Consider the following 22,996-nt stretch of genomic DNA (forward strand, 5'->3'; position numbering starts at 1 on the left):
TCCCGTTCCCTCAGATGCGTCGGGTTTCGCTCGTCGACCCCCACGGCGGCGGCTTCCGATCATTGTTTGTTTCGATCACATGACGGTCAAGAGGTCATGCATACTTGTTTGACAATTTGTCAAAGACAGCGCGGTCAGCGAACGACCAGGACCTCGAACAGCCCGATCTGGGGCAGCTCGACCCGCCCGTCCACCACCGGCCGCCGTACTCCGGCGCGCAACGCTTCGACATGCTCGGCCGGTTCGGGCAGCGCGAGCCACGACGGTACGATCGGCACCGGCTCGGCGAACCGCTGGTCGGCATCACCTGATCTGTTCAGCAGGTGGATCACCTGCCCGGCCGCCGACCGTCCTACGACGATCTCGACCTGTTCCGGCAGTCCGGTCGTCACCTGTGGACCGCCGGCCCACAGCACCGCGTCAACCACGATGTCCCGGTGGGCCGTCAGCCCGACGTCGCGGTAGGCCCGCCCGATGGTCCACGGCAGCATCACCGCCCGCCCCGGCCCGTACGACGTCCGCAGCTGCCCCGGGTGATCCAGCTCGAGGTGGCCGTAACACTTCTCCGGCGGCCCGTACGGCGCCCTGGACAGGGCGTGCAGCCCGACCTCGGCGTCAGCCGACGGCTCGACGAGGTGGAAGGCGCCGACCACCGGGACGATGCCGTGCTCGCTGCGCAGGTGCAGGGACCGCGTCGCCTCTTCGGTGTCGTGGCTCGCGAGCCGTCTGCTCGCCGGGAGGCACTGCAGCTGGATCTCGTCCGCCACCACACCGCTGTTGCCGGTTGTCACCACCGCGCCGCCTGCGACGCAGTACGCATCGAGCACCGGCGCGATCCCGGGTGCGAGTGGTCCGAGGTCGGGCAGCACGACCGTGCGATACCGGCCGAGGTCGGCCTCGCCGAGCCGCTCCTCGGGCAGCACGTCGAACGGCACATGGCGTTGCAGCAGCGCCAGGTACAGCCCCTGGAACTCCCGGACCGCTCCCGGTTCGAACGCGTCCGGCCGGACCAGCAGCGTTCCTGCCGCAGGCACCAGGTCGCGGTAGACCTCGTGGTGGTCACGGTGGAACCTGGTCAGCTCCCCCGCCACTTGCAGGCACTCGTACGGGTTGTCCGCCGGTGTGCCCATGATGTACGTCGAAGGATTCGCCCCGCGCGCGATCGCCTGCACCAGGTACTGCGCGAAGTGCTGCGGCTCCTCCCCCGCCAGCCGGTACGGCATGTCGACGAAGCCGACGGAGTTCGTCAGCACCGGGACCTCCGGCCGGTAGGTTTTCGCCGCGCTGACGTGCTCGCTGGTCCGGTGGTGCCACAACGGCCGGCCGACCGCGTTGTTCGCCTCGTGGAAGACGATGTCGGCCTGGTCGCCGAGCACCAGCGGCGCCTCCGGCCGGCGACGTGCGAGGTGTTCACGGATCCTGCCGGTGAGGTCGGCCAGCACCTCCCGGGCGAAGCGCTGCCAGGTTCGGTAGCCCGGCGATCCCTTGCCCTCCGGCAACGGCTCGCCCGGCGCGTACTCGGCGTACCGGCGGTGGCAGGACAGGCAGTGGCAGACGCCGCGGTAGACCCGGCTGTAGTCGACCTCGTTGAACGACATCCAGTTGCAGAAGAAGCCGTCGACGGGATACCGGTCGAGGACTTCGTCGAGCACCTCGAACAGCTTCACCTGGTAGTAGTCGCCGCTCGGGCAGACGCTGGTCAGGCCGTTGTAGACCTGCGGATGGCCGGCAGCGTCGACGAAGCACCAGTCCGGGTGCTGCTCGGCGCGCCGGTGGTCGATCTTGGAGAAGTCCATCCGGCCCATCACCCGGATCCCGCGCCGGCCGGCCGCCTTCACCGCGTCCCCGACCAGGTCGCCGGAGGAGCGCCGGGTCAGGTACGGGTTGCGGGTCTGGAAGTCGAGGTCCGTCGGGTAGTTCGACAGAATCCCGCCGACACTCAGCAGCCAGGTGTCGGCGCCGAACTCCACCAGGTAGTCCAGCACCTCCTCGACGTCCAGCCCGGCGTCGATCTCGCGCAGGTTCGTCTGGAACATCCGGAACGGGTCCTGCCACCACAGCCTGGTCATGGCGACCGCCGGGGCGCCTGGTTGCGAGGCTGCCGGCGCAGAGTTTTGTAGAGCGCCGAGTGGTCCAGGTCCCCGTCGCCGTCGGCGATCGCGGCGTTCATCAGTTGCTGCGTCGCGGCGGTGTTCGGCAACGCGAGATCGAGCTCCGCGGCGGCCTGGACGGCGAGCATGAGGTCCTTGCGGTGCAGCCGGATCCGGAAGCCCGGGTCGAAAGTCCGGTTCACCATCCGCTCGCCGTGCAGCTCCAGGATCCGCGAGGACGCGAACCCACCCATCAGCGCCTGCCGGACGACGGCCGGATCGGCGCCGGCGCGCTCGGCGAACAGCAGCGCCTCCGCGACCGCCTCGATGGTGAGTCCCACGACGATCTGGTTGGCCACCTTCGCGGTCTGTCCGGCGCCGGCGCCGCCGATCAGCGTGATGTTCTTGCCGAGCGTCTCGAACAGCGGTCTGGCCCGCTCGAACACGTCGGGCCGGCCGCCGACCATGATGGTCAGCGTGGCCTGCTGCGCGCCGACCTCGCCGCCGGAGACCGGCGCGTCCAGGTAGTCGCAGCCGAGCTTCTCGATCCGCTCGGCGAACGACCTGGTCGCGGTCGGTGAGATCGAGCTCATGTCGATCACCAGCGACCCCGGCCGGATGCCCTCGGCCACGCCGTCCGGCCCGAACAACGCGTTCTCGACGTCCGGGGTGTCGGGCAGCATCAGGATCACCACCTCGGACCGCTCCGCCGCGTCGGCGGCGGAGTCGCAGTGGTGGCCGTCGACCCCGTCCCGGCCGCGGTACACCGCGAGCTCGTGGCCGGCGGCAACGAGGTTGGCGGCCATCGGCATGCCCATCACCCCGAGCCCGACGAATCCGATCCGCATCACGACCTCCAGTCCAGGTGCACGATCTCCAGCAGTCCCGCGGTCGGCAGGGTCAGCACGGCCCGGCCGTTCTCGACCGTCGGCTCGACGTCGACCTCCGCGACCAGCAGCCGGGCACGGACCGGCCGGTCCGCCGGTACGGCGACCGAGACGGTCTGCGGCGGCAACGGCAACGTCTCCCGGATCGCGCCGCGCATCGCCATCGGGTTGGTCAGGTTGACCAGGGCAACGGCCACCTCGGCGTCACCACGGTGCACGGCGAGGTCGACCAGGCCGGATCCCTCGACGGTCACCTCGGGATGCTTGCCGAGGGCCCAGGCGACAGCGTTCGCGACCAGCAGGCCGTGGTCGGACTGCAGCGCCTCCCAGAAGATCGCGCCCAGGTTGAACGGGAAGTAGACGGTCCGGCCACCGCCGGCGTGCTCCCGGCAGACCACCGCCGGCCGGTCCGGCGCGGCCCGGGGGTAGACCTCCTCCATCGGCAGGTCCGGGAAGTCCGGGATGAACCGGAACGGCACCTGCGCCGCGGGGTCCGCGTCGACGCCGAGGACGTGGGTGCCGCCGATGATCCGGGTGGTCCCGGTGAAGCCCTCGGTCAGCCGGTGCTCGCCGGTGAGCGCGATGTAGTTGTTCTTCACCGCCCGGGCCGGCTCCTTCAGCCGGACCCCGAGCACCTCGCCCAGACCGAAGTCGCCGCGCGGCTGCCCGAGCTCGTCGTACAGGGAGCTCTGGTACGCCGCGACCAGCGAGCCGCCGGCTTCGACGTACCGGGTGAGGGCGGCGCACTGCTCGTCGCCGAGGTGCTCCGCGTTGGCGAGCACGACCACCTTGAAGGGGCTCAGGCGTTCCGGCGACAGCTCCTGGTCCGAGATGAACTCGAACGGGACCCGCGCCTCGACCAGTGCCTGGTAGAAGCCGTCCTCGTGCCCGATGCCGTCCGGGGTGCGGAGCTGACCGGCCCGGGTGGGGTCGAGCAGCGCGACCTCGGCGGTGATCCGCAGGTCCTTCAGCACCGGCTCGACCTTGGCGTGCAGCGTGAAGGCGTCGACGATCGGCGGCACCCACCGGTGGTCCGGGATGCTCGCGTTGAACTTGGTGAACCACGGCAGCGCGCCCTGGGCGAAGCCGTCGACGATCCAGGTCTTCACCTCCTCGGCCGGGGCGACCGAGTCCTTCCAGCGGTACTGGTGGTGCTCCGGTCCGACCGAGGTGATCAGCCGCACCGGGCGGTCCGGGAAGACACCGCGGTTGCGCTTGCCGTTGCGGCCGGCCGCCCACGGCGCCTCGATGCCGGACCGGCCCTGCTTGTCGATGAAGAAGATCGGGTAGTGCTTCTCGACCAGTTCGCGGTCCAGGTCGCGGGCGGCGAGCGCGCCGAGGTTCGGGATGAACCGGGCGTGCGGGCGCAGGTCACGCACCGCCTGGTCCCAGATCCCGACCAGCCGGCTCAGTTGCCGGCGGCGCCACCCGACGTACTCCGGCCAGTTCTCCTGGTGCTCGCCGGCCGGCAGCTCCAGGCCGGTCTGGTCGCGGAACGACTTGCGCGCCGCCTCGCTGTAGGAGATGCCGTAGTAGCCCTCCCAGCGGTTGGCGAAGATCGCGTCCACGTCGTACTCGCGCACGATCTCGCGGGCCACCTCGGTGATGAACTCGTGGTGGTAGTCGGTGAAGGCGCAGGTCAGCCAGATGTCGGGATGCGCCCAGTGCTCGAGCGCGTTGCCCTCGGCGTCGCGGGCCAGCCACTCCGGGTGCGCCGCGGCGGCGTCGGCGTGGACGGCGTGCGGGTCGACGCGGGCCATCACGCTCATGCCGAGCTTGCGCGCGCCCTCGACCAAGGTGCCGAACGGGTCGGTGTCACCGAGGTACTGGCTGCGGTAGTGGTACGGCAGCTGGGTCGGGTAGTAGGCGATGTAGCCGCCGGCGCTGATACAGGTCGCGTTGGACCGGCTGTCGCGCATCAGGTCGAGCCAGAAGTCGGCGTCGAAGTGCAGGGGGTCGTCCTCGGCGAGCGTGATCTGGGCCCAGCGGGTGGCCCGCTCCGGCCAGTCCGGCGTTCGGGTGGCACTCTCGGTCTGCTCTGGTTCGGCGCGCATCGGCGGGGTACCTCCCGGATCGGCGGGTGTCCCTGAAATTGTTAGACAAGATTGCATGCGTGGCAAGAGCTGGTGCTAGCCTTTTCGGCATGGATCATCGCGGCTTCCCGCTCAGCGCCAACGTCTCGATGCTCTTCACCGAGCTGCCCTACCTCGACCGGTACGCGGCGGCCGCGCGGCGCGGGTTCGCCTTGGTCGAGTCCTGGTGGCCCTTCCCCGGACCGACGGCGAGCGGCGCCGAGATCGACCTGCTGGTGACGGCGTTGAAGGCGGGCGGCGTCTCGCTGAGCGCGCTGAACTTCTACGGCGGCGACCTGCCCGGCGGCGAACGTGGCGTCGCCTCGCACCCGGACCGGCAGGAGGAGCTCGCGGCGAACATCTCCACCGTGGTGGAGATTGCCGAGCGCACCGGTTGCCGGCTGTTCAACCTGCTCTACGGCCAGCTCGACGACCGATGGACTCCCGAGGAGCAGCGAGCGTGCGCCGTCGAGGCGATCCGCTCGGCCGCCGCAGCCGTCGCCCCCTTCGGCGGCACGGTCCTCATCGAGCCGCTGACCGAAGGCCTGAACGGCCGCTATCCGCTGCTCACCGCGGACGACGTACTGGCTCTGCTCGACGGCCCGCTCCAGGACGTACCGAACGTCTCGCTGCTCTTCGACACCTTCCACCTCGGCAGCAACGGCGTCGACCTCGTCAGCACGGCCTCGCGTCTGGGAGCCACCCTCGCGCACGTCCAGCTCGCCGACTCCCCCGGCCGCGGCGAACCCGGCTCCGGAGCACTGCCGCTGGACGACACGCTCGACGCGCTGAAGGCCGCGGGCTACACCGGTGTGGTCGCCTGCGAGTACAAGCCGACGGTCGACACCGCGTCGAGCTTCGGGTGGCTGCCGCACCCCTGACCGGCACCGGCGCCAGCCGAGCGTTTGCTCTTGCGTGCGGAGGGCAACTCGGAGCGTGACAACTCCAACGGCGAACCTTCCCGTTCCGCCTCGACCTGATCGCGGGAGCCTTCATGCAGTGGTACGTGGACGTTCTGAAGAAGTACGCGGTGTTCAGCGGCCGTGCCCGGCGCAAGGAGTACTGGATGTTCACGCTGGTGAGCGTGGCCGTCTCCGTGGTGCTCTACGCCCTGGACCGGGTGATCGGCACCGACTACGGCAACAACAGCGGCCTGCTGTCCGGGATCTACTCCGTGGCCGTCCTGATCCCAGCCCTCGCTGTGACGTGGCGACGCCTGCACGACACGGACCGCCGCGGCTGGTGGATCCTGATCGGCCTGCTCCCGGTCATCGGGACCATCGCGCTGATCGTCATCCTCGCCCTCGACAGCACGCCCGGCGACAACCGCTTCGGCCCGAACCCCAAGGCCGCCGAATCGTCCGGCGCGTACGGCACCCAGCCGGGCTACGGCACCGCCTGACGCGGTTGCCCCGATCCAGTCGCGGCGGGTTGCGTCCATCGCCGGCTGGAAGCGTGGCACCCGAGGCCAGCAAGGGTCAGCAGCTTCACCTCATCTCGGACAGACCGCTCTCGGCGTCGTTCTAGACGGCGTCGAGGGCGGCTAGTCGTACCGGCGCACTGCGTTTCCCACGCCAGGTCGAACAGCCGCGGCCGGCCGCTTCGTCGTCCCGAACTGCCCGCCGACGAAACGTGGCCCGCCGCCGCGAACCGATCGTTGTGGGGATTTTCGGCCAGGTTTCGCGGGCCGGCCGCACACTGGGGGCATGAACCGGCGGATGACATGGGCGGGGCTCGCCGCGCTCGGGATGACGGCTGCGGTCGCCTGCACCTCAACGGACGATCCAGCACCCCCTGCGTCCGGTCCCAGCCCGGCGGTCTCCTCAACCGCCCCGTCATCCGCCCCTTCCAGCACACCCTCCCCGTCGCCCACCCCGTCTCCCACCGATCCGTCGCCCACCCCGACGCCCGCGCCGAACCCGGTTTCGCTGCAAGCGCTGATGACCAAGAAGTACAACGGTGGCAACCTCAAGCTCGGCCGCGTGCTGGCCCGCAACGCGGCGTACACCCGGTACTTCGTCACCTACACCAGCGGCAAGCTGACGATCTCCGGCGTCATGAACGTGCCGTCGACGCCCGGTCCGCACCCTGCCCTGGTGCTCAACCACGGCTACATCGACCCCGCCGTCTACACCAACGGCCGCGGCCTGATGCGCGAGCAGGACTACCTCGCTCGTCGCGGCTACGTCGTCCTGCACACCGACTACCGCAACCACGCACAGTCGTCCGACGATCCCCGCACCGAGCTCGACCTCCGCGTCGGCTACACCGAGGACGTCATCAACGCCGTGCTCGCGCTGCGCACCTCGCAGTACGTCGACCCGGACCGCATCGGCCTGCTCGGCCGCTCGATGGGCGGCGGCATCACCTACAACGTCCTGGTCGCCCAGCCCGGCCTGGTCAAGGCCGGTGTCGTCTTCGCCCCGGTCAGCTCCGACGCCGTCGACAACTTCAACCGCTGGACCCGCGAGAACACCGCGATCTCGAACGCCATCCTGCGCACGTACGGCGAACCGACCCGCAACCCGGCCTTCTGGCGCAACCTCTCCGCCGTGAACTTCTTCGACCGCGTCACCGAGCCCGTGCTCATCCACCACGGCACCGCCGACTCCACCTGCCCCATCGCCTGGTCCACCGAAACCCTCAACGCGTTGAAGAAGGCCGGCAAAACCGCCACCCTCTACACCTACCCCAGCGAGGAACACGCCTTCGGCCCCGCCTGGCCCACCTCGATGGCCCGCACGGTCGCCTTCCTCAAGCAACACGGCCTCTGAGAGCGCTCGACCCCGGCCTTCCGGGGCCTAGCTCGGTCGCGGGACCGGCTCCACCGCGCGGAGATAGCGCTCTCCGATCGTTCTCAGATGATCGACCAGCGCAGCCGGAGCCGTGACGTGGAAGTCGATGCCGAGCATGCCGATGTACACGGCAACCACCTCGAGCGACTCCGCGCCGGTCACCAGGACGCAGGTGTTCTCGTCGATCGACTCGACGACGCCGACCGCGGCATGGATGCGCGCCAGGACCTGCTCGGCCGACGCGAACACCGTGATCCGGGCGTGCACCTTCCACCCGGTGGTCGCGACGTCGCGGAGTACGAAGTCGGTGTAGTCCTCGTCGGGCATCGGCCGCGGGCGGTAGCGCCGGCCGGTCGCCATCCGCAGGTCCATCCAGTCGACACGGTACGTGCGCCACTGCCCCGACTCGTCCCGCGCGACCAGGTACCAGTACCGCTGCCAGCTCACCAGCCGGTACGGCTCGACCAGAATCGGGAATCCCGGATCAGTCCCCGGTACGGCGTACTCGAACCGCAGGTAGTGCTCGTCCCGGATCGCCGCCGCGATCGTCGTCACCACCGCCGGGTCGACCTCCGGGTCCTGCACGTTGGAGCCGGTGTTGTCCGGCCCCTTCGACAGCGTCGTGTGGATCGCGTTGACCTGCCGGCGCAGGCGGTGCGGCAGGACCTGCTCGAGCTTGGCGAGAGCGCGCCCGCTGCTCTCCTCCATCCCGCTCACGCCGGCGCCCGTCCGTAGCCCGACGGCGACCGCCACCGCCTCCTCGTCGTCGAGCAGCAGCGGCGGCAGCTTCGCCCCCACGCCGAGCTGGTAGTGCCCGGCCGGCCCGCGGACCGCGTCCACCGGGTACCCCAGCTCGCGCAGCCGGTCGACGTCGTTCCGGATGGTCCGCGTGCTCACGTTCAGCCGCGACGCCAGCTCCGCGCCCGTCCAGGCCGGTCGGGTCTGCAGCAGCGACAGCAAGGACAGCAGTCTCGAGGAAGTTTCCCGCACCCGGAAGATCATCGCACAAATAGGAATCTATCGTTCCTATACGGCTTCTACGGTAAAGCCATGACGAACACCACCAGCACCGACATCCGGCCCTTCACCGTCGACATCGCCCAGGCGGACCTGGACGACCTGCTCACCCGCCTCGCCAGGACCCGGCTGCCCCAGCCGGCCCCCGGCGACAACTGGGACCTGGGCACCCCGAACCACTACCTGCGCGAGATGGTCGACCACTGGCAGAACGGCTTCGACTGGCGCGAGCAGGAGGCGCGGATGAACGAGTTCCCGCACTACCTGACCGAGATCGACGGCCAGACCGTGCACTTCCTGCACGTTCCGTCCGCCGTCGAGGGCGCGACCCCGCTGCTGCTGCTGCACACCTACCCCGGCTCGTTCGTCGACTTCCTCGACATGATCGGCCCGCTCACCGACCCGGTCGCGCACGGCGGCTCCGAGGCGGACGCGTTCTCGGTCGTCGTGCCGTCGATCCCCGGCTTCGGCTTCAGCACCCCGCTGGTCGACCGCGGCTGGACGATGGCCCGGGTGGCCCGGACCTTCGACCAGCTGATGCGCCGCCTCGGCTACGACTCGTACGGCACGCACGGCAGCGACGGCGGCGCGATGATCTCCCGCGAGCTCGGCCTGCTCAACCCCGAGGGTTTCCTCGGCCTGCACGTCCTGCAGCTGTTCTCCTTCCCCAGCGGCGACCCGTCGGAGTTCGAGAAGTTCACCCCCGAGGACTACGCCGCCCTGCAGCACCTCGAGTGGTTCCAGTCCGTCGGCGGCTACAACGCGATCAACTCCACCCGCCCGCAGACCGTTGCCGTCGGCATCTCCGACTCCCCGGTCGGCCAGCTCGCCTGGAACGAGCTGTTCAACAACTTCGGCAACGGCACCAGCCTGGTCAGCCGCGACCAGATCCTCACCGAGGTCTCGCTCTACTGGTTCACCAACACCTCGGCCTCCGCCGGCCGCTACCACTACGAGGAGGCGCACGCCGGCGCCGAGCCCGCGATCAACCACGCCCCCACCGGCGTCGCGGTGTTCGCCGACGACTTCAAGACCATCCGCCCGCTCGCCGAACGCGACAACGACAACATCGTGCACTGGAGCACCTTCGAGTCCGGCGGCCACTTCGCCTCCCTCGAACGCCCCACCGACGTCGTCGCCGACCTCCGCAAGTTCTTCGCCAACCTCCGCTGACCGCACCCTCAGCCCCCACCGACCGGCCGGCCCGCACCTCCGGGCCGGCCTTCGGCGTTCCCGGCGCCGGCCGGTACGCCGTGCGGACTCGCCGCCGCGGTACACCGTACGAGCGCACGATCCCCCGCCGCGCGACCCGGCCCATCGCCGCACCACCGCTGTCCGCATCGCCTAGGGTGAAACGACCCGTCAGCCCGAGGAGCACCGATGTCGTCCGAGACCCCCTACGACCTGCCGAACGGCGAGCGGATCCCGGTCATCGACCCGGACACCGCGGCGCACAACCTCCGCCTGCTGCTCGACCGCTTCCGTACCGGCCGCCTCGAGCCTCTCTTCTTCGGCGACAACGGCGCCCCCGAAGGCGTTGTTCTCCCCTTCGCCGCCTGGCAGCAACTCGAAGCGCTGGCCGAGGATGCCGCCCAGACCGAACACTCCCGGGCCGTCGCCCGGGAACGCCTCGCCGGTGCCTCGCCCGACGAGTACGTCCCCGTCGACGACCTTGCCGCCGAGCTCGGCTGGAACCTCGACTCCGACGACCATCCGCCCAAGAGCACCGACACCCCGCGATGACCGCGCAGTACCACCTGGTCGCCCATCCCGCTCTGCGCGACCAGCTCCGGCAGCTCCACGCCGAGGCGCAACGCGACCCGAGCGGCTTGGCCGCCCAGCAACTGCAAGCAGCCCGGCAAGGTCTCGCCGCTCTCCGCGAAGGCCGAGAGACCGATTTCGCCGGCGAACGCCTCGGCTATTCCGACCGCCACGCCGACCTCCGGGACTGCGCGGAGCTCAAGATCCCGGTCATCGAGGAACGCAACCGCCAGGGGCGCCCTCTGGGCCCGTCCCACCGCCTGACGTACCGCGAGTTCGCAGCGGCAGGTCCCGGCCAGCTTCCGGTTCGCCAGGTCCTCGCCTTCGAACCACGCCGGGACGGTCGTCCCTTCACCGTCACGGCGCAACGCCTCGACCGGCGCAGAGGCGTGCCGCTGGCCGAACTCGACAGTCTCCCCAACGTCACCCCCGCGACCGGCCGCAACAAGGACCCGAACCGCCCCATCACCCCGGTCCGCCGGCCCCTCCCACCCGATCTTGCCCAGGCGGTGAACGCGCTGACAGGCCTGCGCCCGGCCGCGAGCGCCGCGCAACCCCGACCACCTTCTTCTCCGACGCACCGTGGCCAACCGCCCGACGACCGGTCGAGGCAGCGCTAGCTTCCGGAACTTCGACACCGGGTGTCGGATTCGGCTCGGAGGGGCACAGGCGCCCTATGGGCGTTGTGGTGATCACAGGAGCAAGTGCGGGGATCGGGCGGGCGAGCGCGCGGGTGTTCGCCGAGCGCGGGTACGACGTCGGGCTGATCGCCCGCGGCAGCGAAGGGCTGACGGCCGCCGCGAAGGAAGTCGAGCTGGCCGGGGGCCGGGCGGTCGCCGTACCGGCCGACGTCAGCGACAGTTCGGCGGTCGACGAGGCTGCGGCGCGGATCGAGGAGGAGCTCGGCCCGATCGACGTCTGGATCAACGACGCGATGGCCACCGTCTTCGGCTCGTTCCTCGACCTCGCGCCGGAGGAGTTCCGTCGGGTGACCGAGGTGACCTATCTCGGCTACGTCAACGGCACCCGCGCCGCCTTGCACCGGATGGTGCCACGCGACCGTGGCGTCGTCGTCCAGATCGGTTCGGCGCTGGCGTTCCGCGGGATCCCGCTGCAGTCGGCGTACTGCGGGGCCAAGCACGCGATCCAGGGTTTCACCGACTCGATCCGCTGCGAACTGCTGCACGACGAGAGCAACGTACGGATCACCGAGGTCCAGATGCCGGCGGTGAACACGCCGCAGTTCCGCATCCAGCGGTCGAAGCTGGACCAGAAGGCCCAGCCGGTGCCGCCGATCTACCAGCCGGAGCTGGCCGCCGAGGCGATCTGGCACGCCGCGCACCACCGGCGCCGGCAGATCTGGGTCGGCTTCCCCACGGTCTACACGATTCTCGGCGAACGCCTGGCCGCTCCCCTGCTCGACGCCTTTCTCGGCAAGACCGGCTTCAAGAGTCAACAGGTCGACGAGCCGGAGCAGCGCGACCGGCCCGACAACCTCTACGATCCGGTCCCTGGCGACCACGGCTCCCACGGCGCCTTCGACGACAAGGCGAAGACCGCGAGCCGTCAGCTCAACTTCACCCTGTCCCCGCCCGTCGCCCGCGTGGCCGAAACGGTCGATGCCCTGGCCAACCGGGCCGGCCGTCTCTTGGCGAGGATCGCCGGATAGCCCGCTTCAGTGCGGCCCTAGGTCCCACAGCCGTTCGCTGGGCAGCGGCCGCACCACCGACCCGCCGCCGAGCGGATCGTTGGTGACCCGCAACCCGGCGAACCGGCGCGCCATCGCGTCGGCGTACTGCTCGGCACGCAGCGCTTCGGCCCAGTAGTCAGCGATGACGTGGTCGCCGAACCACACCCGCACCCGCCGGCGCTCGACGACCGAACCCGATTCGTTCACGGCTCCTCCTCAACCAGGCGCTCAGTATCAGCACCCCGGCCCCGCCCCGCGCACCCCTTCGCCGCCGTCCAATACCGGCATGTCCGGAACCCGACACCGCGACCGCACCTACCTCCCGCCGGCCGCCCGGTAGTACCTGTCCCCCACCCGCCGCAGTTCCTCCGCCAACTCCGGGGCATCCAGCACTTCGAAGTCGCAGTCGAGCATGCCCAGCCACAACGCCAACTCGTGCGGCCCGTCCGAGCCCAGCTCCACCCGGCAGGTCTGGTCGTCGACCACCTCGGCCGCGACCGGAATCGGCATCCGGCTCCGCACGTACTGCGCAGACGCGTGCACCAGCACCTCCGCCCGGTACCGCCACGCCGACGTCCCCACGTTCTTCTGCACGTACGCCGCAACGTCGCTTCCGGGCAGTTCCCGCGGCACGAACCGCGGCCCCGTCGGCGTGCGCAACGTCATCCGGTCCACCCGGAACGTCCGCCACTCCTCCCGATCGTTGTCCCAGGCCACCAAATACCACCGCCGCCCCCAGGCAACCAACCGATGCGGCTCCGTACGCCGAACGCTGCTCCCCTCCCGCCCGTCATAGTCGAACCGCAGCCCCTCGCCGGCCCGAATCGCCCCCGCGATCTCGGTCAGCACCTCGGCATCCACCATCGGCCCCCGCCCCGGCACCGTCACCGTCGCCGCCTGCATGGCCCGCACCCGATGCCGCAACCGCGACGGCAACACCTGCTCCAGCTTCACCAACGCCCGAACCGACGACTCCTCGATCCCCGCCACACCCCCACCAGCCGCGGTCCGCAACCCCACCACGACCGCCACCGCCTCCTCGTCGTCCAACAACAACGGCGGCAACGCAGCCCCCGCCCCCAACCGATACCCCCCAGCCACCCCGGACCGAGCCTCGACCGGATACCCCAACCCCCGCAGCTTCTCCACGTCCGCCCGCAACGTCCGCGTAGACACTCCCAACCGCCCCGCCAGTTCCGGCCCACCCCAGTCCCGCCGCCCCTGCAACAACGACAACAACCGAAGCAACCGCGCGGAGGTCTCAAGCATGCTCCGATGATGACAGGCATCGCGGAAGGAAGCGTTCCGCAATCGGCCGAGAACCAGCCTTGCCAGATCCGAAGCCGACCGAACGCTTCTGACGAAGGCCTTGTCCGACCTAGTCGACGTCGATGAAGCCCGTGTCCACCTCGCATACGCAACGAATGTTCAGTGACCTCAATAAAGCAACGAGATCATCCGAGGGCGGGGAAGGGAGAAGAACTGCCAACGCATGCTTCTTCGGAAGATGCCTGGAATAGTCGAGCAATTGACCAATTGCCATGCGGATCGCCTCGCGCGTAGCGGTTGCTTTCGCTTCATATAGCACATTCTCACTGAAATCGACCACATCTGTGTGGAGGGTTCGCAACTCGCCCGGTGGCCGCACTCGAAAGCGCCCCACGCGATGACCACGGCCGTTCAAATAACGCTCGAAACGTTCGACCAGTAACGCCTCACGCTTCGACGCCACACCGGCAACTTGTGCCCCGAAGGCGTATTCCGTCGAGCTGACCACTTCCAGCGCTACGCCATCCACCGATAGATCCGGCCGCGCTGAAGTTAGAGGTTGCTGAACCACCTCAGAAGCGCCTGAGACATCGCCAAATTTGCTACTATCTTCAGAACGCCGGAGGACTGCTCCGACGGGACGTAGCCTAAATACGATGACCGAGCGCATCACCTTTTCGACGTCGAGCGCTTCAGCTCGGACGTAGGGCAACTCAGGATCCAGCGCGAACTCGCCGACGTATCTTTGAATCTTTTGCGCCGTCCCGGGAACTTTCCCATCTGTGACAAATAGGCGAAGCGCACGCCCTTGCACCCGATGGTGGCGGATGGCGCGATTGCCATCCCGAAACTGCTGATCCCCTACCTGACCATCCCCGGTATAGAGGTACAACGGCACGCCATCGACCCAACCATCATAGTTGTAACCATATTTTTCAGCGGCCGACGGATCCGAATACAGGAATACATTTGGCGATTTCGCGGAGGGTTCGATGCCACCAAAAAGAGCACCTCCGAACCGGCGACTGCGCTCACTGCGAGAGAGCACGTCACCGACTTGCAACGGCCATTCTGTCAAATCAGTCCCCATCTAGGGCAGTAGGATGAGATCTTCAGCTGATGCAATTGATCAGTTTAGCGATTCAGCAAGTTTTGGCAACGCTCCTTGAGCGAGAGCAGTGAATCGTCGGCGTTGTCAATGCCATTGTTATAACGATGGCGACGCACCAACTGGCTCCCTCCACCATCACGGCGCTAGGCCGCGAAGCCGGCGATCAGCCCCGCAAGATCGACTGAGCGAGACGAACCTGCCGATGGAGTGATCTGCAAGCCTGGACGACTCAGAAACCAGACCGATCGGACTGTGCGGATTCTTCTGTTGGAAGTCTGAGCGTTGGGCGCGCAGGGTGGGAGGTATGGACTTTACTCAGCTTGGGCGGACGGGACTGAAGGTCAGTCGGATCGTGTTGGGGACGATGAACTTCGGGCCTCACACGAGCGTGGAGGACTCCCACGCGATCATGGATGCGGCGCACGAGAAGGGGATCAACTTCTTCGACACCGCGAACGGGTACGGGCGGGCGATCTATCCGGGGCGGACGGAAGAGATCATCGGGGAGTGGTTCGCGAAGGACCCGGTGAAGCGTGAGAAGACGGTGCTGGCGACCAAGGTGTACGGCGACATGGGTGCGGAGTGGCCGAACACGGACAAGTTGTCGGCGCTGAACATCCGGCGGGCGCTGGATGCTTCGCTCAAGCGGCTGCAGACGGACTATGTCGATCTGTACCAGTTCCACCACGTCGATCGAAACACGCCGTGGGAGGAGATCTGGCAGGCGATCGAGGTCGCGATTCAGCAGGGCAAGATCCTGTACGCCGGGTCGAGCAACTTCGCGGGCTGGCACATCGCGCAGGCGCAGGCGGCTGCGGAGAAGCGGAACTTCACCGGGCTGGTGAGCGAGCAGTCGATCTACAACTTGATCGTGCGGGACGTGGAACGCGAGGTGCTGCCGGCGGCGGAGTACTACGGGCTCGGGGTGATTTCGTGGTCGCCGCTGCAGGGTGGGTTGCTCGGTGGGGTGATCCGCAAGGAGAACGAGGGTGTCCGCCGGCTCGAGGGGCGCGCGAAGGAGACGGTCGAGAAGCTGCGGCCGCAGATCGAGCAGTACGAGGCGTTCGCGGACGAGCTCGGCACTCAGCCTGGTGACCTGGCGCTCGCGTGGTTGCTGCACCAGCCGGCAGTGACGGGTCCGATCGTGGGGCCGCGGACGATGGAGCAGCTGGAGTCGGCGGTTCGCGCGGTCGATCTGAAGCTGGATGAGAAGGCGCTGGCTCGGCTCGACGAGATCTTCCCGGGCCACAAGACGGCGCCGGAGGATTACGCCTGGTAGACGCCTGGGGTCCTGGGCTGACGCCGGTACGCCGGTACGCCGGTACGCCGGTACGCCGGTACGCCGGTACGCCGGTACGCCGGTACGCCGGTTGCAGGATCATCCCGCGCACGCTGGCCGCATCGGGTCGTTCGTCGAGCAAGGTCTCGGTGGGCGGCCCGATCGTCGTACGCGGGAGACACGTGCCCACGCGGCGTCGGCTCTACGACCACGATCACGTACGGCCGCTCAGGCGCCGGGGTCTCTGCCATCACGACGAGTGTCCTCGCCGGCAGCCAAGCGACGAGGTGCGGGGACACATGCCGGCCCGAGTCGGCTCAAGTCCGGCGATCTCGGGAGCCGTAGTCCGGGGATTCGTCGTACGAGGGAACGCGTCCCACAGCGGCATTTGCTCATCGTCACCGATTACGTACGTGTCCCCTTCCTAGGCGCCAGCGTCTGGGCGACCGGTCCGAGTGTCCGCGCCGGCAGCCATGCGAGGAGGTTAGGTGGGCACATGCCCGGGCCGAGTCGGCTCGAGTCCGGCGATCCCGGGAGGGTTAGTCCGGGGATTCGTCGTACCAGTGAGACGCGTGCCCACAGCGCGGGATCCGCTCTACCTCACCGATTACGCACGTGTCCCCCTCCTAGGCGCGAGGGTCTGGGCGATCGGCCCGAGCGTCCCGCCGGCAGCCATGCGAGGAGGTCAGGAGGTATCCGCCCGGCCCGAGCCGACTCGAGCCCGGCGACTCAGGAGGGCAGTTTGGGGTCAATTGCACGAATCGTCGGTAAGCGACGCGCAGCAGCGCCCCGCCGGATGGCTCGTCGACGGGCCGCCGGGCCGTCGCGCTGGCTCCACGGACGCGTCCGGGCAGTCGCGTGGCCCAACGGCCACGTGGACCTTGCGCCGCGTGAACCTTGCGCCGCGTGAGCCTTGCGCCGCGTGGACCTTGCGCCGCGGCTTGAACTGCCCTCGGCACGTAATGGCTCGCGGCGATCGTGGCCCGGTCCCGTGCCGAAGACCGGTGCGAAGTGGGCAGGGTGGCTGTTGAGCGACGAGGCGCAGCGGGATGAAGCGGCGGCTCACTGGCGACCGTCGCCGCCCTCGCACCCGCCGATTCGCAGTGCAGGACCAACAAGGGTGTGGCTCGCATCCTTGCACCAAGTCCATGGTCAGCATGGGGTGAGGGACTGAGTGCAGCCGGGCGCGTCAGCACGCGGACCAGCCGGAACCGGGTGGACCGGCTGGCCGCGCGGCCTGGTCGAGCGTCTGCCGGTGGCCGAGTCGTGTCGAGGTGGACGTCGGACCAGTAGTCCGCAGAGGTGCCGTCGGCGAAGTCCTCCCGCCGCCCGAACGAGATCAGCTGGCGTGGATGTCGTTCCGGGTCCGACTGCTCGTCGAGGCGAATTCTTGACGAGTCAGGTTCGCGTGGTGGGCAGCATGCCGATCAGGGCGTTGGCGGTGAGGCTGGCTGCGGGGGTGGTGGGGACGGCGACGGAGACCTGCCAGGCGGAGGCTGAGCCGGGGATGAGGGGGACGGTGCGGTGGTCGCCTCGTTTGGCAGCGATGCGTTCTGGGACGAGAGCTACGCCTAGGTCGTGGGCGACCAGGGCCAGCAGGGTGTGGACGTCGTTGACCTCGATGGTGACGGGGTGGGCGACGCCGGCGGCGGCGAAGGCCTGGTCGGAGATGGCTCGGGCGCCCCAGGTGCGGTCGAAGTCGACGAAGGATTCGCCGGCGAGGTCGTTCAGGGAGACCTGGGAGGCGTTGGCCAGGCGGTGGTCGTGGGCGCAGACGAGGACCATCGACTCGGTGGAGAGGGGGCGGAGGTCCAGGCCGTCCACCGGGTCGCCGGCGGTGGCGACGAAGGCGACGTCGAGGCGGCCGGAGGCCAGTTCGTCGAGCATGGGCGTGGAACCGCCTTGCCGAACTTCGATCTCGACGCCGGGGTAGGCGGAGCGGAACTTCGCGAGCAGGGCGGGAACGTCGACCACACCGAGGCACTGCTCGAGGCCGACGTTGAGGTGACCGCGGAGCAGGCCTTGAACGGCGGCGACGGCGTCCTTGGCGGCTTCGGCGGCGGCCAGCGTGCGGCGGCCTTCGCAGAGCAGGGCGCGGCCGGCTTCGGTGAGCTCGACGCTGCGGGTGTTGCGGACGAAGAGCGACGCATGCAGTTCGCGCTCCAGGGCACGGATCGAGGCGGACAGCCCGGACTGCGAGATCGACATCGCTTCGGCCGCGCGGGTGAAGTGCTTCTGCTCGGCGACGGCGACGAAGTGTTCCAGGTGGCGAAGCTCCATGAATTAGAACTGTAGTCGATGGATGGCTGTCGATTGACTCGTCTCGGGTTTGAGCGTCTCAGCAGTTCCGGTACGACGTACGCGCCGCCGTCGCGGGGCGGGCGTGTCTTGCGCCGACCGTCGGATGAGCTGGTGCGCTGAGATCGCGCTCTCTCATCTGGGAGAAAGGTGGTCTGGGAGGTCGAGTTTCCGCAGGTGGGGGCCGCGAGCGTCGTGGGATCGCGCTCTCTCGCGTCGGGCTGCGGTGGGCTGGGCGACGGCACCGGGATGCCCGCCGACGCGTCGGCAACCTTCGCGCGACGAGGAGCGATCTTGGGCGCTCTCGGACTGGAATCGACGCGGGATAGGACCCGAATCGGACGCCGACCGGGGTGTTGGGGCGGCCGCGAAGGCGGCATACGGGCCAGCGAGCCCCGGACGGCGACACGGTCCTGCGCAAGCGGGACAGCCGGACCGCGCTCACCGCGCGTCCACGTGAGCCGCGAGCAGCCGCTGGGCGTGTCGAGCCAAGAGCGACCCCGAGCGTGACTGGCCAGAAGGTCCGCGAACGCCCCTGATCGACAAGGACGCCGCCCGGCGGGCGAACCCGGTCATTCTCGAGCCGATGTTCGCGGCGGAGCTCATCACCTCGGGCGCGCCCCGGCGGCCTCGCCTGAGCAACCTGAACATTGTCCTGCCCGACGGCGCGGGCTCACCGCCCAGCAGGTCGCGCAACGACTCGTCCAGGTGAGGGTTCGCCATGCGGGTCGACATCCGCAGTGAGCGGTCTCCATCGGGTCGCCTCGCGCCCCTGAGAGCGGGGCGGTGTGCGTCGCGCCGATGCACGGGCTGGGTAGGGTGGGGCCATGGCGGATGAGGAGTTTCGGGTTGAGGTTGAGCTCGGCGATGACGAGCACGGGCTGACGTTCTGGGAGCGGCTGCGGGCGTTGGACCTGGACGACGACGCGCGGAAGCGGCTCGGCCGTCAGGTGACCGTGACCCGGGACGGCAACCGAATGCTGCTCTACACGCACAGCCTCGAGGACGCGCGTGAGGCGGAGGGTACGGTCAAGGAGCTTGTCGCCGACGACAAGTTGAGCGCGGAGTACACGATCACTCGGTGGAATCCGGCCGAGCAGGAGTGGACCGACCCGACCGTGCCGGTGGGTGAGCACGACGCCGCCAGCGACGCGGAGAAGAACGCGGACGTCGAGGTGCCGGACCCGCGGTACGTGGTGATGCAGGCGTACAAGCCTGAGTTTCTTCGCGACTTGGGTCTCTGACCTCGTCGCCTGAGAGCGCCCCCGCCCATGCCGGATCCTGACAAGAGCCGCAAGGAAGGCGGGGAGGGTTCGACACAGCCGAGGCAAGCCAGCGAGTCACCGCGGGAGAACGCCTGGCCCGCCCAGCGCGCAGCCGGGCCGCCCGTACTGCGCAAGATCGACGCGGTCACGATTCCCGTACTGCGCAAGGTCGACGCGGTCACGATTCCCGTGCCCGATCTGGAGCGCGGACTGGCGTTCTACCGCGATCGGCTCGGCCACGAACTGCTCTGGCGCAACGACGAGATCGGCCAAGCGGGCTTGGCTTTGCCGGAGGGCGACACCGAGATCGTGCTGACCACCGAACTCGGGTACGCGCCGAGCTGGCTGGTCGCGTCGGCCGATGATGCCGCGGCCGAGTTCGTCGCGGCCGGCGGGCGGGTGGTGTCGGCGGCGTTCGACATCCCGGTCGGGCGGTGCGCGGTGGTGGAAGACGCCTTCGGCAACCGGCTCGTGCTGCTGGATCTTTCGAAGGGGCTGTACCGCACGGATGACAACGGTTCGGTGACGGGTGTCGGAGCGTCGCCGCCGACGGACCTCGCGGAGTACTAGCGTTCGGCGGGCAAGCGGTGCACGGCGAGGCTTCCGCCCCGGATGGCCCTTGTCTGCAACGCTGATACAGCAGGGAAAGGGGACATCGTGAGGCACCGACGCCAGCTGATGGCCGGAGCAGTCGTACTGGGTGTTGTTGTGCTCAGCGGATGCAGCGACGTGGCGGCCGACGAGCCGCTCTCGTCCGCTTCCCGCAGCACAACGACGAGTCCTGCGAGTACGCCGTCCGCGGACACGCCGTCGGCAACTCCCAGCGCGACGCCGACCGCGACCCCGAGCACCACGCCCAGCGCGCCCGCCACCTCCACCCCGAGCACCAAGCCGAGCGCGACGCCAAGCACCAAGCCGAGCGCGTCGCCAAGCACCAGGCCGAGCGCGACGCCGACGAAGAAGCCGTCCACCCCGACGCCGACCCCCAAGCCGCCGGTCAACCCGCCGGCGAAGGTGAACTACGCGCTCGAGGTGGAGAAGAAACTCGACAACTGGGGCTACCCCGTCGGCATCGTCGACGGCAAGGTCACGCTGCGGACCCGGCAGGCGTTGTGCGCGTGGCGCGAGACCGCCGGCCTGCCGGTCAGCCGCGGCCGGCTGACCACCGGCGACGTCCGGTCGGTGCTGCTGGCCAAGAAGCGCCCGGTGCCGACCAGGCCGTCCGGGATCTACGTCAACAAGACCTGTCAGATGCTCTACCAGGTCGTGAACAAGACCTACCGCCGGATCGTCTGGGTCTCCACCGGCACCCCGGAGCACGAGACGCCGAACCGCACCGGCAAGGTGTGGCGCAAGTGGGCCGGCCCGCACGAGAGCAGCCTGTACGACGACGCGTACATGTACGACTCGATCTACTTCCTGAAGGACCGCCCGGGCATCGCCCTGCACGGGTCGCGGGCCAACTCGCTGATCAAGACCTACCCGGCCTCGCACAGCTGCATCCGGGTGATGCGCCCGCAGATCCACCGGATCTTCAGGGAAACCAAGATCGGCACCAGGGTCTCGGTCTACGGCAAGTACTGATCCACCGCGACACGCGTCACTTGATTTTCGCGCACGGCCCTGCGGTTTCCGCTATAAATGGACGCATGCACGAGGAGCTGCTCGCGAAGGTCGTGTCCGAGTGGACCGCGACCAAGGTGCTGCCTGATCTCATCACGTTGCTCGGCACGGTGTGGCGCACCAACGTCGAGCGGCACGAGCCCGACCTCGGCGACGACGCGGTCACCCTCGGCATGGGCTCGGCGCGGAACTTCGCCAACCGCACGGTGCGCGACTTCGCCCTCCGGCAGGGAGTTCTCGCCGACCTGCAGAACAACTCGCTCCGCGTCGTGCACCAAGGGCGTACGTTGCGCGCATCCAAGCTTCCGGGCAAGTCGGCGCACGCCGATCCGCTCAGCATCGTCTGGGACACCTCGGCGGCCAAGCAGCACGGTCCCCTGGCGAACAGTCAGCAGATGACGCTCTTCACGCTGCCCGAGGAAGACCTGCTCGCGAACACGGCCGACCTGCAGCCGCACTACCTGCACCTCGCCTGGGCCGGCGACCCCGAAAGCGGCGACATCACCGTCTACCTCGGGTTTCCGCGGGACAACGCCGACGGCGGCTCCCCCTGGTTCGCCGTTCAACTCGTCCACCGGGACGAGATCGGCGGTCAGCTGCCGATCACCGTCGGCGCGCCCGACCCGTACGGCGATCGCTTCGACCAGCGGCCGATTCCCGAGGTTCCGGTGCGGCTGCGCGAGGTCGAGCCCCGGGAAGCCGATCTCGACCGTGGGTGATTCGTTCCTCGACGCCCGAGGACGCCGGTCCGCCGGCGTCGCGGTGCGGTTCGACCCGCTCCGGCTTGCCCTGGCGCGCCGCCTGCGGGGACTGCGGCGTACCGAGCTCGCCGCCCGGGTGGATGTGACGCCGGCCGCGATCAGCCAGTTCGAGCGGGGGCAGGCGCGTCCGACGGTTCCGTTGGTGGCCGCGATGTCGCTGGCCCTCGGCGTACCGGCGGAGTTCTTCACGCTGGACCGGCCGCTGCAACCGGGGTCGGCCTCGAGTCCGCACTTCCGCAGCCTGCGGACGACCAGCCAGCTCGAGCGAGACCGCGCGCTGGCATTCGCCGAGCTGGCGGCCGACGTACTGTCCGCGCTGGAACAGAAGGTCGAGCTTCCGCAGCCGCTGCTGCCTGACCTGCGGGCGCCGGAGTCGCCAAGTCTCGAGCAGATCGGGGAACTGGCTGCTCAGACGCGATCGTTCTTCGAGCTGGAGCCCGGCCCGGTTCCGCACGTTGTCCGTCTGCTGGAGACGGCCGGAGTGCTGGTGCTGCGGTTGCCGGAGGTTTCGGTGACCGTCGACGCGTTCTCGGCTCACCTGCCGACCCGGCCCGTTGTGCTGCTCAATCCGGCCAAGAACGACGCGGCCCGAGCCCGCTTCGATGCCGCGCACGAGCTCGCGCACCTGGTGATGCACTTCGACGCGGCGCCGGGCTCGAGCATCGTCGAGAAGGAGGCGCACTCGTTCGCGGCGGAGTTCCTGATGCCGCGCGAGCAGCTCATCGACGAGCTGCCGCGACGCCTCGACTGGCAGCAGCTGCATCTGCTCAAGCAGCGCTGGGGTGTCTCGCTGAAGGCTCTCGTCTACCGGGCGCACCACCTTGGTGTGTTGACCCCCAACGCCTACCGGCGGGGCATGCAGCAGCTGAAGGAATGGGCCTATCCCGAACCAGGGCCGCTGTCGACGGTCGAGGCGCCGTCACTGCTCCAGCTCAGCTCGGAGCTGCTGCTTGACGCGGGTATTGATCTGGAGCGGCTCGCTGACGAACTGCACCTTCCGACGGCTGTGCTGTCCGACGTACTGCAGGCCGGGAGCGACGTCCGGCCGCGGGTGGAGATCGGCTGAGGCTGTCGCCTT

At 69.0% G+C, this 22,996-nt stretch carries 23 protein-coding genes; 13 read left to right on the forward strand and 10 right to left on the reverse strand.

Annotated elements, in window-relative coordinates; all coding sequences use genetic code 11:
• Positions 1-134: 134 nt before the first annotated feature.
• From KFLA_RS22925 to KFLA_RS22935, 3 genes are read right to left on the reverse strand one after another with little or no spacing between them, the layout of a single operon-like run.
• Positions 135-2,069 carry an alpha-amylase family protein gene (locus tag KFLA_RS22925; protein ID WP_012922202.1) on the reverse strand — a complete coding sequence of 645 codons (1,935 nt, stop codon included), beginning with the start codon at positions 2,067-2,069 and terminating at the stop codon, positions 135-137.
• Positions 2,066-2,938 carry a 2-hydroxy-3-oxopropionate reductase gene (locus KFLA_RS22930; protein ID WP_012922203.1) on the reverse strand — a complete coding sequence of 291 codons (873 nt, stop codon included), beginning with the start codon at positions 2,936-2,938 and terminating at the stop codon, positions 2,066-2,068. The genes KFLA_RS22925 and KFLA_RS22930 overlap by 4 nt, the downstream gene beginning before the upstream one ends.
• Complete coding sequence (locus tag KFLA_RS22935) at positions 2,938-5,031, reverse strand: alpha-amylase family protein (protein WP_012922204.1); 2,094 nt, start codon at positions 5,029-5,031, stop codon at positions 2,938-2,940. The genes KFLA_RS22930 and KFLA_RS22935 overlap by 1 nt, the downstream gene beginning before the upstream one ends.
• A gap of 89 nt (positions 5,032-5,120) precedes the next feature.
• On the opposite strand from KFLA_RS22935, the gene KFLA_RS22940 reads away from it, so the two are divergent.
• From KFLA_RS22940 to KFLA_RS22950, 3 genes are all read left to right on the forward strand, one after another.
• Entirely contained in the window at positions 5,121-5,930 is an 810-nt protein-coding gene (locus tag KFLA_RS22940) for a hydroxypyruvate isomerase family protein (protein ID WP_012922205.1), read from the forward strand.
• Positions 5,931-6,043: 113 nt separating this feature from the next.
• Positions 6,044-6,451 (forward strand): DUF805 domain-containing protein, encoded by a 408-nt coding sequence (locus KFLA_RS22945; RefSeq protein ID WP_012922206.1) that lies wholly within the window; start codon positions 6,044-6,046, stop codon positions 6,449-6,451.
• A 538-nt stretch (positions 6,452-6,989) separates the two neighbouring features.
• Complete coding sequence (locus tag KFLA_RS22950; RefSeq protein ID WP_012922207.1) at positions 6,990-7,823, forward strand: alpha/beta hydrolase family protein; 834 nt, start codon at positions 6,990-6,992, stop codon at positions 7,821-7,823.
• 27 nt (positions 7,824-7,850) lie between these two features.
• Here the strand turns inward: KFLA_RS22950 and KFLA_RS22955 are convergent, their stop codons facing one another.
• Positions 7,851-8,834, reverse strand: a complete 984-nt coding sequence (locus KFLA_RS22955) for a helix-turn-helix transcriptional regulator (protein ID WP_041290405.1) — start codon at positions 8,832-8,834, stop codon at positions 7,851-7,853.
• Positions 8,835-8,894: 60 nt separating this feature from the next.
• Here KFLA_RS22955 and KFLA_RS22960 point away from each other — a divergent pair, with 60 nt between their 5' ends.
• The 4 genes from KFLA_RS22960 (at position 8,895) to KFLA_RS22975 (ending at position 12,291) form a co-directional block, all read left to right on the forward strand.
• Positions 8,895-10,034 (forward strand): epoxide hydrolase family protein, encoded by a 1,140-nt coding sequence (locus KFLA_RS22960; RefSeq protein ID WP_012922209.1) that lies wholly within the window; start codon positions 8,895-8,897, stop codon positions 10,032-10,034.
• A gap of 207 nt (positions 10,035-10,241) precedes the next feature.
• Positions 10,242-10,604 (forward strand): hypothetical protein, encoded by a 363-nt coding sequence (locus KFLA_RS22965; RefSeq protein ID WP_012922210.1) that lies wholly within the window; start codon positions 10,242-10,244, stop codon positions 10,602-10,604.
• The gene (locus KFLA_RS22970) at positions 10,601-11,242 is read left to right on the forward strand and encodes a hypothetical protein (protein ID WP_012922211.1); all 642 of its coding nucleotides are present in this window, start codon (positions 10,601-10,603) and stop codon (positions 11,240-11,242) included. Before KFLA_RS22965 ends, KFLA_RS22970 begins: the two co-directional genes overlap by 4 nt.
• A gap of 68 nt (positions 11,243-11,310) precedes the next feature.
• Complete coding sequence (locus tag KFLA_RS22975; RefSeq protein WP_237706570.1) at positions 11,311-12,291, forward strand: SDR family oxidoreductase; 981 nt, start codon at positions 11,311-11,313, stop codon at positions 12,289-12,291.
• Positions 12,292-12,297: 6 nt separating this feature from the next.
• Here the strand turns inward: KFLA_RS22975 and KFLA_RS22980 are convergent, their stop codons facing one another.
• The 3 genes from KFLA_RS22980 to KFLA_RS37565 all read right to left on the reverse strand — a co-directional run bounded on the left by KFLA_RS22980 (position 12,298) and on the right by KFLA_RS37565 (position 14,671).
• Positions 12,298-12,519, reverse strand: coding sequence for a hypothetical protein (locus KFLA_RS22980; RefSeq protein ID WP_012922213.1), 222 nt, complete (start codon positions 12,517-12,519; stop codon positions 12,298-12,300).
• A gap of 108 nt (positions 12,520-12,627) precedes the next feature.
• Positions 12,628-13,581, reverse strand: a complete 954-nt coding sequence (locus KFLA_RS22985) for a helix-turn-helix transcriptional regulator (RefSeq protein WP_012922214.1) — start codon at positions 13,579-13,581, stop codon at positions 12,628-12,630.
• Positions 13,582-13,690: 109 nt separating this feature from the next.
• On the reverse strand, positions 13,691-14,671 hold the full coding sequence (locus KFLA_RS37565) for an SRA domain-containing endonuclease (RefSeq protein WP_012922215.1): 981 nt from the start codon (positions 14,669-14,671) through the stop codon (positions 13,691-13,693).
• 325 nt (positions 14,672-14,996) lie between these two features.
• Between KFLA_RS37565 and KFLA_RS22990 the strand changes: the two genes are divergently transcribed.
• Positions 14,997-15,971 carry an aldo/keto reductase gene (locus KFLA_RS22990; protein WP_012922216.1) on the forward strand — a complete coding sequence of 325 codons (975 nt, stop codon included), beginning with the start codon at positions 14,997-14,999 and terminating at the stop codon, positions 15,969-15,971.
• On the opposite strand, the gene KFLA_RS37570 is transcribed toward KFLA_RS22990, so the two are convergent.
• Complete coding sequence (locus KFLA_RS37570; RefSeq protein WP_148256710.1) at positions 15,959-16,222, reverse strand: hypothetical protein; 264 nt, start codon at positions 16,220-16,222, stop codon at positions 15,959-15,961. The two genes, KFLA_RS22990 and KFLA_RS37570, sit on opposite strands and share 13 nt — an antisense overlap.
• A gap of 1,147 nt (positions 16,223-17,369) precedes the next feature.
• Positions 17,370-18,251, reverse strand: coding sequence for a LysR family transcriptional regulator (locus KFLA_RS22995; RefSeq protein ID WP_012922217.1), 882 nt, complete (start codon positions 18,249-18,251; stop codon positions 17,370-17,372).
• A gap of 845 nt (positions 18,252-19,096) precedes the next feature.
• Between KFLA_RS22995 and KFLA_RS23005 the strand changes: the two genes are divergently transcribed.
• Both KFLA_RS23005 and KFLA_RS23010 read left to right on the forward strand, forming a co-directional pair.
• Positions 19,097-19,513: a hypothetical protein gene (locus tag KFLA_RS23005; protein ID WP_012922218.1), complete on the forward strand. Its 417-nt coding sequence runs from the start codon at positions 19,097-19,099 to the stop codon at positions 19,511-19,513.
• Positions 19,514-19,540: 27 nt separating this feature from the next.
• Positions 19,541-20,104, forward strand: coding sequence for a VOC family protein (locus KFLA_RS23010; protein WP_012922219.1), 564 nt, complete (start codon positions 19,541-19,543; stop codon positions 20,102-20,104).
• On the opposite strand, the gene KFLA_RS39025 is transcribed toward KFLA_RS23010, so the two are convergent.
• Positions 20,101-20,535: a hypothetical protein gene (locus tag KFLA_RS39025; protein WP_049797417.1), complete on the reverse strand. Its 435-nt coding sequence runs from the start codon at positions 20,533-20,535 to the stop codon at positions 20,101-20,103. The genes KFLA_RS23010 and KFLA_RS39025 overlap by 4 nt on opposite strands.
• A gap of 31 nt (positions 20,536-20,566) precedes the next feature.
• Between KFLA_RS39025 and KFLA_RS39030 the strand changes: the two genes are divergently transcribed.
• The 3 genes from KFLA_RS39030 to KFLA_RS23030 all read left to right on the forward strand — a co-directional run bounded on the left by KFLA_RS39030 (position 20,567) and on the right by KFLA_RS23030 (position 22,984).
• On the forward strand, positions 20,567-21,118 hold the full coding sequence (locus KFLA_RS39030) for a L,D-transpeptidase family protein (RefSeq protein ID WP_237706572.1): 552 nt from the start codon (positions 20,567-20,569) through the stop codon (positions 21,116-21,118).
• A 65-nt stretch (positions 21,119-21,183) separates the two neighbouring features.
• Positions 21,184-21,876: a hypothetical protein gene (locus KFLA_RS23025; RefSeq protein ID WP_012922222.1), complete on the forward strand. Its 693-nt coding sequence runs from the start codon at positions 21,184-21,186 to the stop codon at positions 21,874-21,876.
• Positions 21,869-22,984, forward strand: a complete 1,116-nt coding sequence (locus tag KFLA_RS23030) for a helix-turn-helix domain-containing protein (RefSeq protein WP_012922223.1) — start codon at positions 21,869-21,871, stop codon at positions 22,982-22,984. Before KFLA_RS23025 ends, KFLA_RS23030 begins: the two co-directional genes overlap by 8 nt.
• Positions 22,985-22,996 lie beyond the last annotated feature (12 nt).

The organism is Kribbella flavida DSM 17836 (assembly GCF_000024345.1).
GTDB lineage: Bacteria > Actinomycetota > Actinomycetes > Propionibacteriales > Kribbellaceae > Kribbella > Kribbella flavida.

Excerpts from the sequence above, each read along its gene's own strand:
- KFLA_RS22925 (WP_012922202.1), bottom strand. The coding sequence starts at position 2,069 with ATGACCAGGCTGTGGTGGCAGGACCCGTTCCGGATGTTCCAGACGAAC.
- KFLA_RS22930 (WP_012922203.1), bottom strand. The coding sequence starts at position 2,938 with ATGCGGATCGGATTCGTCGGGCTCGGGGTGATGGGCATGCCGATGGCC.
- KFLA_RS22935 (WP_012922204.1), bottom strand. The coding sequence starts at position 5,031 with ATGCGCGCCGAACCAGAGCAGACCGAGAGTGCCACCCGAACGCCGGAC.
- KFLA_RS22940 (WP_012922205.1), top strand. The coding sequence starts at position 5,121 with ATGGATCATCGCGGCTTCCCGCTCAGCGCCAACGTCTCGATGCTCTTC.
- KFLA_RS22945 (WP_012922206.1), top strand. The coding sequence starts at position 6,044 with ATGCAGTGGTACGTGGACGTTCTGAAGAAGTACGCGGTGTTCAGCGGC.
- KFLA_RS22950 (WP_012922207.1), top strand. The coding sequence starts at position 6,990 with ATGACCAAGAAGTACAACGGTGGCAACCTCAAGCTCGGCCGCGTGCTG.
- KFLA_RS22960 (WP_012922209.1), top strand. The coding sequence starts at position 8,895 with ATGACGAACACCACCAGCACCGACATCCGGCCCTTCACCGTCGACATC.
- KFLA_RS22965 (WP_012922210.1), top strand. The coding sequence starts at position 10,242 with ATGTCGTCCGAGACCCCCTACGACCTGCCGAACGGCGAGCGGATCCCG.
- KFLA_RS22970 (WP_012922211.1), top strand. The coding sequence starts at position 10,601 with ATGACCGCGCAGTACCACCTGGTCGCCCATCCCGCTCTGCGCGACCAG.
- KFLA_RS22985 (WP_012922214.1), bottom strand. The coding sequence starts at position 13,581 with ATGCTTGAGACCTCCGCGCGGTTGCTTCGGTTGTTGTCGTTGTTGCAG.
- KFLA_RS37565 (WP_012922215.1), bottom strand. The coding sequence starts at position 14,671 with ATGGGGACTGATTTGACAGAATGGCCGTTGCAAGTCGGTGACGTGCTC.
- KFLA_RS22990 (WP_012922216.1), top strand. The coding sequence starts at position 14,997 with ATGGACTTTACTCAGCTTGGGCGGACGGGACTGAAGGTCAGTCGGATC.
- KFLA_RS37570 (WP_148256710.1), bottom strand. The coding sequence starts at position 16,222 with ATGGCAGAGACCCCGGCGCCTGAGCGGCCGTACGTGATCGTGGTCGTA.
- KFLA_RS22995 (WP_012922217.1), bottom strand. The coding sequence starts at position 18,251 with ATGGAGCTTCGCCACCTGGAACACTTCGTCGCCGTCGCCGAGCAGAAG.
- KFLA_RS23005 (WP_012922218.1), top strand. The coding sequence starts at position 19,097 with ATGGCGGATGAGGAGTTTCGGGTTGAGGTTGAGCTCGGCGATGACGAG.
- KFLA_RS23010 (WP_012922219.1), top strand. The coding sequence starts at position 19,541 with ATGCCGGATCCTGACAAGAGCCGCAAGGAAGGCGGGGAGGGTTCGACA.
- KFLA_RS23025 (WP_012922222.1), top strand. The coding sequence starts at position 21,184 with ATGCACGAGGAGCTGCTCGCGAAGGTCGTGTCCGAGTGGACCGCGACC.